The sequence below is a fragment of the Pseudomonas sp. PIC25 genome (assembly GCF_002286785.1).
Lineage (GTDB): Bacteria > Pseudomonadota > Gammaproteobacteria > Pseudomonadales > Pseudomonadaceae > Pseudomonas_M.
On sequence record NZ_MUJY01000060.1, the window covers coordinates 38,796 to 46,991 of the forward strand.

Consider the following 8,196-nt stretch of genomic DNA (forward strand, 5'->3'; position numbering starts at 1 on the left):
AGGGTTAGGGATCGGCCATGGGCAACTGATAGACTTACCGCCCCCTGAACGACAAAGAAGCCCGCCCATGGCCCTGCAAGCCACGCCCTATAAAGTCGAACTGAACCTCACCGATCTGGATCGCGGGGTGTACGAGAACCTGCGTTTCACCGTCGCTCGCCATCCTTCGGAGACCGAGGAGCGATTGGCGGTTCGGTTGATCGCTTATGCGCTGTGGTACAGCGAGTCGCTGGCGTTCGGGCGCGGGCTGTCGGATGTCGACGAGCCGGCGTTGTGGGAGAAGAGCCTGGATGACCGCATCCTGCACTGGATCGAAGTCGGCCAGCCGGACGCCGAGCGCATCACTTGGTGCTCGCGACGCGCCGAGCGCTTCAGTCTGGTGGCTTACGGCAGCCTGCGGGTGTGGCAGGGCAAGGTGCTGGATTCGGTTCGCGGGCTGAAGAACCTCAACGTGGTGGCGGTGGGGCAGGAGGCCTTGGAAGCGCTGGCAGCCGACCTGCCGCGTTCGCTGGGCTGGAGCGTGATGATCAGCGAGGGTTCGTTGTTCATCACCGACGAACGCGGCCAGCACGAAATCCCGCTGGAGTGGCTGGCCGGCGAACGCGGCTGATGCCGTCGCCGGCCGCTCCCGTCACGACAGCCAGAACTGCAGCAGCGATTTGAGCGACAGCACCACGCCGACCGCCGTGGCAATGACCGCCAGGATGCCGAACACCAGCATCCAGCGCGGATGGCGGTACTCGGTGCCGACGATCTCGGTCTTGCGCGAGGCCCAGAGGATGCACCCCAGCGCCAGCGGCAGGACCAGCGCATTGAGCGCACCGGCCACCACCAGCACCTTCACCGGCTGCCCGACCAGGCTGTAGATCAGCGTCGAGCAGACGATGAAGGCGATCACCATCCGTTCGTTGTAGCGACGGATGCTGTCATGCAGCGAGTACATGAAGCTGACGCTGGTGTAGGCGGCGCCGATTACCGAGGACACCGATGCGGCCAGCAGGACGATGCCGAACATCTTGTAACCGACGGTGCCCATGGCATGGGAGAACACCGAGGCCGCTGGATTGCCCGGGTCCAGGGCAAGCCCTTTGCTGACCACGCCGAGGGTGGCGAGGAACAGGCAGACGCGTACCACGCCGGTGGTCAGGATGCCGGTGACCGCGGCGCGGGTGACGTGGCCGACATTGTGGATGCCGACGATCCCGGCTTCGACCAGGCGATGCCCTCCGGAGAACGAGATATAGCCACCCACCGTGCCGCCGACCAGGGTGACGATGGGAAGCAGGAGAATCAGCGGGTCGTCCGGGTTGATGCTGTGCGACAGCGCCTCCAGGAGCGGCGGGTTGGACTGCAGCATGGCGTAGCCGATCATGCACAACATGATCACGCCGAGCAGTTGCATCACCATGTCCATGATCCGCTTGGCGTTGCGCATCACGAAGATGGCGATCACGCCCACGGCGGCGATCAGCGAGCCGAGCACCGGCGGTACGCCGAAGATCACGTTCATCGCCAATCCGGCCCCACCGATATTGCCGATGTTGAAGGCGATCCCACCGAGCACGATGAAAGCCGAGATCAGGTGGCCGACTCCGGGCAGTACCCGGTTGGCGACATCCTGGCCGCGTAGGTTGGAGACGCTGATGATGCGCCAGATGTTCAGTTGCGCACCGATGTCGATCAGCAGCGAGATGAGGATCGCGAAGGCGAAGCTGGCCAGGTATTTCTCGGTGAACAGCGAGGTCTGGGTCAGGAAGGCCGGGCCGATCGACGAGGTCGCCATGATGAAAATGGCGCCGCGCAGAACGCTGCGTTGGGATGACGGGGGAGCGCTGTAGGGAGCGGAGATGGGTTGCATGTTGCACCTTCTATTTTTCTTGGCGTTAGGGGCAGGTATGTGTTTTGCCGGGCGGGCCCGGCGGCAATGCAACGGCTGAACGCGTGAGCGTTTTCTTTCTTGTTGTTCGATTCGTTGATCAGGTCGCCCCCAGCCAGTGGCGGTGCTGGCGTTGAGCGATGTCCAGCCCGACCGGTGTCAGCCGTAGCCGGGTGCCGGGCAGGCACTGCGCCAAGCGTGCCACCGAGAGGGGCGTCAGTGCGCCGAGGCGCGGGTAGCCGCCGATGGTCTGCCGGTCGTTGAGCAGCACGATGGGCTGGCCATCGGCCGGCACCTGGAGGGCGCCCAGCGGGACGCCTTCCGAGACCATCGACCGCCGCGTGCAGCGTAGCTCTGGCCCGAGCAGGCGGACGCCCATCCGATCCGCCCGGGCGTCCACTTCCCAGTCGCTGTTGAAGGCGTCGAACAGGCTCTGCCCGGTGAAGTCGCCAATCTGCGCGCCCAACACCACGGACAGCGGCGTTTGCGAGCCGAGGTCGGGAATCTGTGCGGCGGACAACTCGCGGGGCGAGGATGAAATGCCGGGCCAGTTCAGGCGATCGCCTTGGGCCAATGGCCGGCCGTCCCCGTGCAGGCCCCCCAGCCCCTCGCGCAGGACGCTGGAATAACTGCCCAGCATAGTCGGCGCCTCGAAGCCGCCGGGTGCGGCCAGGTAAGCGCGCACACCCTGACGCGGTTGGGCGAAGCGCAGGCGCTGCCCCTTGTGCAGGCGAAAGCTGCGCCATGGGCGCAGCGGCTCGCCGTCGAGAGTGGCGCCCAGGTCCGCACCGCACAGGGCGAGGCAGACATCGCTTTCCGCCACCAACGTGAGTCCGCCGAAGGTAATCTCGATGACCGCCGCCTGGCGGGGATTGCCGAGCAACGCGTTGGCCAGTCCGTGGGAGACCCAATCCGCCGCGCCGCCCTGGGTTACGCCCAGATGACGCACGCCATGACGGCCACCGTCCTGGAGCGTGGCGAGCGTGCCACCGTGTTCGATCAGCAGGCTCATCGCGTCACCTCGAAAGGCGTGTCGTCACCGCCGAGGCGGATAAATTCCGTCCGATCCACCGGCACGAAGCGCACACGATCGCCGGGTTGGAGTAGGCTGCCCTCGGCAGGGGCGAACAGGCGCTGCGGAGAACGGCCGATCAGGTTCCAACCGCCGGGAGAGGCTTGTGGGTAAATCGCTGTCTGGCGATCGGCGATGCCCAGGCTGCCGGCCGGCACGCTTTTGCGCGGTGTGCTCAGGCGCGGCGTGGCCAGGATGGGTTCGACCAGCCCCATGAAGGCGAATCCGGGGGCGAATCCGAGGGCGAACACCTGGTAGCTGTGCCGGCTGTGGGCCTCGATCACGCCCGCGAGCCCCAGGCCGGTGCGTTCGGCGAGCGTTTCCAGTTCCGGGCCGACGCGGCGGTCGTACCACACTGGCACGTCATGGCAGCGGCCTGAGTCGTTTGCTTCCGGCGTCAACCCTTCCAGGGCTTCGTCGATCAACATACGGGCACGGCGGTCGTCCAGTTGCAGGAGGTCGTACTGCACCAGCAGCGTGGTGTAGGACGGCACCAGATCCGTCAGTGCTGTGCCGAAGGCTTGACGCAGACGCTTCGCCGCTGCCAGCAGCCAGGGCATGTGCGCCTCGTCGATGCTGTCGAACAGCCGCAGCATCAGGCTATCGATGCCCACCACTTCGATGCGCGGCGTCATGCCGGCAGGCCCTGCAGTGCGTCGCGAATGCGCTGGACCGCGGCGACCGAGCCGGCGTTGTCGCCGTGTACGCACAGGGTGTCGGCCCGCAACGGCAGCGGGCTGTCGTCGCTGGCGACCAGCGGTTCTCCACGGGCCAGGGCGAGGGCCTGGGCGGCAATGGTCTCGGCGTCGTGATGGACCGCGCCGGGTTGCGTACGCGATACCAGTCGGCCCGCGCTGTCGTAGGCACGATCGGCGAACACCTCGAACCAGGGGGTGATCCCGATCTCCCTGGCCAGCGACTCGGCAACGGTGTTGTCGCGGGTGGACATCAGCATCAGCGGGAGCTGCCGGTCGTAGGCGGCGATGGCGCGCATCACGGCCCGCAGCAGGTCCGGGTTGCGCATCATGTCGTTGTACAACGCGCCATGAGGTTTCACGTAGCTCACCCTGCTGCTCTCGGCGCGGCAGATGCCGTCCAGCGCGCCGATCTGGTAGAGCAGCATGTTCTCCACTTCTTCGGGGGAGCAGGCCATGGAGCGGCGGCCGAAACCGACTAGGTCGGGGTAGGCGGGGTGGGCGCCGATGCGAACGCCATGGGCCACCGCCAGGGCGACGGTACGGCGCATGGTGACCGGGTCCGAGGCGTGGAAGCCGCAGGCGATGTTGGCGCAGTCGATGAAGGGCATGACCTCGGCATCAAGGCCCATGCGCCAAGCGCCGAAGCTTTCGCCGATGTCGCAGTTCAGGAGCAGGCGGCTCATCTCGGATCCTCTCGTTGTTATCGGTACCCCAGGAGAAGGGGCGGAATCTTGTGGTATTACGATGATAAAATATCGATAAATTATCAATATATTTTTGTTGATTCTTCTGTCCGCTCGTCGTCCGTCGTTTTCCGCTTTCCTGTATGCTTGCCGACCAAACCCATGCCGCCCGGTTCCGACGAGCCGGCTCCGCATACAGTCATGGATCGCAAGATGGTTGACGCCAAATCCTCCCGTCCGTTGCGCTCGCCCATCGTGGCGTCGGCGCACCTCGCCGCGCAGTCCCAGGAACTCTCCGAACTCGAATTCGGCATCATCATCGCCAGCCATGCCTTCCTGCGCTGGATGGAGCGCTGCATGAAGGCCGCCGGCGAGGTGGAAATGAACGCGCTGGATGTGATGGTGCTGCACAGCCTGACCAGCCGGGACCGCGCCAAGCGCCAGGCGGACATTTGCCTGCTGCTCAATATCGAAGACACCCACACGGTGACCTACGCGCTGAAGAAGCTGGCCAAGCTCGGCCTGGTGGAAGGCGAGAAGCAGGGCAAGGAAATGTTCTACCGCACCACCGACAAAGGCCGGCAGCTCTGCCAGGAATACGCCGACATCCGCCGCGAATGCCTGATCGCATCGTTCGAGAACCTGAATGTCGACCCGGAGGAAATTCACCGTCTGGCCGGCATGCTGCGGGCCATGTCCGGGCTGTACGACCAGGCGGCGCGTGCCGCAACGTCGCTCTGAGGCGGTCGTCCGTCGCCGCCTTTTCCGCTTTTCCGAATCCGACCGAGTTTTTCGCGATGCGTATCGAACCCCGCCCGCTGCCCGACACCTTGCCCGACCTGGGCGATCTGCCGCCGCTGCTGACCCGCCTGTACGCAGCGCGTGGCGTGCAATCCGCCGCCGAACTGGACAAGAGCCTGGCGCGCCTGATCCCGTACCAGCAGCTCAAGGGCATCGACGCGGCGGTCGCCCTGCTGGCGCGTGCCCTGGAGGACCGTCAGCGCATTCTCTTCGTCGGCGACTTCGATGCCGACGGCGCCACCGCCAGTTGCGTCGGTGTGCTCGGCTTGCGCCAGCTCGGGGCTGCCCACGTCGATTATCTGGTGCCAAACCGTTTCGAGTACGGCTATGGCCTGACCCCGGAAATCGTCGCCGTCGCTTTGGAGCGCCAGCCGAACCTGCTGGTGACCGTGGACAACGGCATCTCCAGTGTCGAGGGGGTAGCCGCCGCCAAGGCTGCCGGGCTCGCCGTGCTGGTCACCGACCACCATTTGCCGGGGCCGGAGCTGCCGGCCGCGGATGCCATCGTCAACCCGAACCAGCCGGAGTGCCGGTTCCCCAGCAAGTGCATCGCCGGGGTCGGGGTGATCTTCTACGTGCTGCTGGCGCTGCGTGCTCACCTGCGCGAGCAGGGCTGGTTCGAGCGACTGGGGATCAAGGAGCCGAACCTGGGCGATCTGCTCGATCTGGTCGCCCTCGGCAGCGTGGCCGATGTAGTGCCGCTGGACGCCAACAACCGCATCCTGGTCCACCAAGGCCTGGCGCGCATCCGCGCCGGGCGGGCGCGGCCGGGGCTGCGGGCGATCCTCGAAGTGGCGGGGCGCGATCATCGGCGGATCACCTCCACCGACCTCGGCTTCATTCTCGGCCCGCGCCTCAACGCTGCGGGGCGCCTGGACGATATGTCCCTCGGCATCGAGTGCCTGCTCTGCGAGGACGAAGCGCTGGCCCGTGACATGGCGGTGCAGCTCGACCAGCTTAACCAGGACCGCAAGGCCATCGAGCAAGGCATGCAGCGCGAGGCCCTGGCCCAACTCAAGGATTTGCCGCTGGAAGACCTGCCGTTCGGCCTGTGCCTGTTCGACCCGGATTGGCACCAGGGCGTGATCGGCATCCTCGCCTCGCGCCTGAAGGAGCGCTACCACCGGCCGACCATCGCCTTCGCCGATGCCGGCGACGGCCTGCTCAAGGGCTCCGCCCGCTCGGTGCCGGGGCTGCATATCCGCGATGCGCTGGACGCGGTGGCGGCGAAGCATCCCGGCCTGATCAGCAAGTTCGGCGGACACGCGATGGCCGCCGGCCTGTCCTTGCCGCAGGAAAACTTCGGCGCCTTCGCCGCGGCCTTCGATGCCGAGGTACGTCGCCAGCTCTGCGAGGACGACCTCACCGGACGGTTGCTCTCGGATGGGCAGCTGAGCGTCGAGGAATTCCACCTGGAGCTGGCCAGGGCGCTACGCAACGCCGGTCCCTGGGGCCAGCATTTTCCCGAGCCGTTGTTCCATGGTGTGTTCCAACTGGTGCAGCAGCGGCTGGTCGGCGAGCGCCACCTGAAGCTGGTGCTGCGCAGCGAATGCGGCTCCACCCAGTTGGATGGCATTGCCTTCAACATCGACCGCGAACAGTGGCCGAACCCGACCGTGCGCTGGGCCGAGCTGGCCTACAAGCTGGACGTCAACGAGTACCGTGGCCAGGAAAGCGTGCAGTTGCTGATCGCGCATATCGCGCCGCGCTGAGCCCCGACGGGGCGACTATCCTTCGGCATGAACCGACCCGCGCCAGGCGGGTCCAGATCACATCCGTCCCGTGTTCTGCCGAGGTGATCATGACCAAGCTGTTCGAACCCTGCACCCTGCGCGGCCTGACCCTGCCCAATCGCATCGCCGTCTCGCCCATGTGCCAGTACTCGGCCAGGCTCGGCATGGCCAACGACTGGCATCTGGTGCACCTGGGCAGCCGCGCGGTAGGTGGTGCCGGGCTGGTGATCGTCGAGGCCACGGCGGTGACTGCCGAAGGCCGGATCACCGCCGAGGATTTGGGTATCTGGTCCGACGAGCACGTCGAGCCGCTGCGGCGGATCACTCGCTTCATCGAGGCCCAGGGCGCGGTCGCCGGTATCCAGCTGGCCCATGCCGGGCGCAAGGCCAGTACCTGGCAACCCTGGCTCGGCCGGCATGGCAGCGTCCCAATCGGCGCTGGCGGCTGGACTCCGGTGGGCCCATCGACCATCGCCTTCGATCCGGAGCACGCCGTGCCAACGGCCTTGGACGAGGCGGGCATCGCCCGGGTTATCCAGTCCTTCGTCGAGGCCGCCGAGCGATCCCTGGCCGCCGGTTTCAAGGTGGCCGAGGTGCATGCCGCCCACGGTTATCTGCTGCACCAGTTCCTCTCGCCCTTGTTGAACCAGCGGCGCGATGCCTACGGTGGTTCCTTCGATAATCGTATTCGCCTGTTGCTGCAGGTGACCGGGGCGGTGCGCGGCGTCTGGCCGGACGACCTGCCGTTGTTCGTGCGCCTCTCCGCCACCGACTGGGTGGAGGATGGCTGGAACCCGGACGAGACCGTCGAACTGGCGCGCCGTCTGAAAGCCCTTGGCGTCGACCTGATCGACGTATCGTCGGGCGGGACCGCGGTCAACGCGGAGATTCCCACCGGGCCCGGCTACCAGACCCAGTTCGCCGAACGGGTACGCCGCGAGGCAGGCATCGCCAGCGGGACGGTGGGCATGATCACCGAGTCGGTGCAGGCCGAGCACATCCTGCGTACCGGTCAGGCCGACCTGATTCTGCTGGCCCGCGAACTCCTGCGCGATCCTTACTGGCCGCTGCACGCCGCCGCCGAGCTGGGCGACCGCTCGGTAGCCTGGCCGGCGCAGTACGTGCGGGCGGCGCACCGTGACACGCCGATCCGCAAGGTACCGATCAGTTACGACTGATCGTGACGCAACATCTGGAAGCACTCCCCGAGGCCCACAGCATGGTCTACGACCTTAGAACCTGTTTACGATCTCGCGAGCTAGAGCCATGCAAGGCAAAAACAGGCGAGGACGTGACTGGGGTCGCATTCGACTTTACGAGCTGTAAATGAGCA

8 protein-coding genes are annotated in these 8,196 nt (G+C 66.2%); 4 read left to right on the plus strand and 4 right to left on the minus strand.

The genetic code is table 11. The annotated features are described in order from the left end of the window. Nucleotides 1-67: 67 nt before the first annotated feature. Nucleotides 68-610 carry a YaeQ family protein gene (locus BZL41_RS06795; protein ID WP_095598582.1) on the plus strand — a complete coding sequence of 181 codons (543 nt, stop codon included), beginning with the start codon at nt 68-70 and terminating at the stop codon, nt 608-610. A 21-nt stretch (nt 611-631) separates the two neighbouring features. Here the strand turns inward: BZL41_RS06795 and BZL41_RS06800 are convergent, their stop codons facing one another. From BZL41_RS06800 to BZL41_RS06815, 4 genes are all read right to left on the minus strand, one after another. Then, nucleotides 632-1,858 (minus strand): NRAMP family divalent metal transporter, encoded by a 1,227-nt coding sequence (locus BZL41_RS06800; protein WP_095598583.1) that lies wholly within the window; start codon nt 1,856-1,858, stop codon nt 632-634. A gap of 118 nt (nt 1,859-1,976) precedes the next feature. Continuing rightward, complete coding sequence (locus tag BZL41_RS06805; RefSeq protein ID WP_095598584.1) at nt 1,977-2,888, minus strand: biotin-dependent carboxyltransferase family protein; 912 nt, start codon at nt 2,886-2,888, stop codon at nt 1,977-1,979. Continuing rightward, complete coding sequence (pxpB, locus tag BZL41_RS06810) at nt 2,885-3,583, minus strand: 5-oxoprolinase subunit PxpB (protein WP_095598585.1); 699 nt, start codon at nt 3,581-3,583, stop codon at nt 2,885-2,887. Before pxpB ends, BZL41_RS06805 begins: the two co-directional genes overlap by 4 nt. After that, the gene (locus tag BZL41_RS06815; RefSeq protein ID WP_095598586.1) at nt 3,580-4,329 is read right to left on the minus strand and encodes a 5-oxoprolinase subunit PxpA; all 750 of its coding nucleotides are present in this window, start codon (nt 4,327-4,329) and stop codon (nt 3,580-3,582) included. Before BZL41_RS06815 ends, pxpB begins: the two co-directional genes overlap by 4 nt. 213 nt (nt 4,330-4,542) lie before the next feature. On the opposite strand from BZL41_RS06815, the gene BZL41_RS06820 reads away from it, so the two are divergent. The 3 genes from BZL41_RS06820 (at nt 4,543) to BZL41_RS06830 (ending at nt 8,041) form a co-directional block, all read left to right on the plus strand. Beyond that, on the plus strand, nt 4,543-5,070 hold the full coding sequence (locus BZL41_RS06820; protein ID WP_084337047.1) for a winged helix DNA-binding protein: 528 nt from the start codon (nt 4,543-4,545) through the stop codon (nt 5,068-5,070). 56 nt (nt 5,071-5,126) lie between these two features. Further along, nucleotides 5,127-6,842 (plus strand): single-stranded-DNA-specific exonuclease RecJ, encoded by a 1,716-nt coding sequence (gene recJ, locus BZL41_RS06825; RefSeq protein WP_095598587.1) that lies wholly within the window; start codon nt 5,127-5,129, stop codon nt 6,840-6,842. A gap of 89 nt (nt 6,843-6,931) precedes the next feature. Next, complete coding sequence (locus tag BZL41_RS06830) at nt 6,932-8,041, plus strand: NADH:flavin oxidoreductase/NADH oxidase (RefSeq protein ID WP_095598588.1); 1,110 nt, start codon at nt 6,932-6,934, stop codon at nt 8,039-8,041. Nucleotides 8,042-8,196 lie beyond the last annotated feature (155 nt).

What these genes read in the sequence shown, in the direction of transcription:
- BZL41_RS06795 (WP_095598582.1), top strand. Translation starts at nt 68, where the DNA reads ATGGCCCTGCAAGCCACGCCCTATAAAGTCGAACTGAACCTCACCGAT.
- BZL41_RS06800 (WP_095598583.1), bottom strand. Translation starts at nt 1,858, where the DNA reads ATGCAACCCATCTCCGCTCCCTACAGCGCTCCCCCGTCATCCCAACGC.
- BZL41_RS06805 (WP_095598584.1), bottom strand. Translation starts at nt 2,888, where the DNA reads ATGAGCCTGCTGATCGAACACGGTGGCACGCTCGCCACGCTCCAGGAC.
- pxpB (WP_095598585.1), bottom strand. Translation starts at nt 3,583, where the DNA reads ATGACGCCGCGCATCGAAGTGGTGGGCATCGATAGCCTGATGCTGCGG.
- BZL41_RS06815 (WP_095598586.1), bottom strand. Translation starts at nt 4,329, where the DNA reads ATGAGCCGCCTGCTCCTGAACTGCGACATCGGCGAAAGCTTCGGCGCT.
- BZL41_RS06820 (WP_084337047.1), top strand. Translation starts at nt 4,543, where the DNA reads ATGGTTGACGCCAAATCCTCCCGTCCGTTGCGCTCGCCCATCGTGGCG.
- recJ (WP_095598587.1), top strand. Translation starts at nt 5,127, where the DNA reads ATGCGTATCGAACCCCGCCCGCTGCCCGACACCTTGCCCGACCTGGGC.
- BZL41_RS06830 (WP_095598588.1), top strand. Translation starts at nt 6,932, where the DNA reads ATGACCAAGCTGTTCGAACCCTGCACCCTGCGCGGCCTGACCCTGCCC.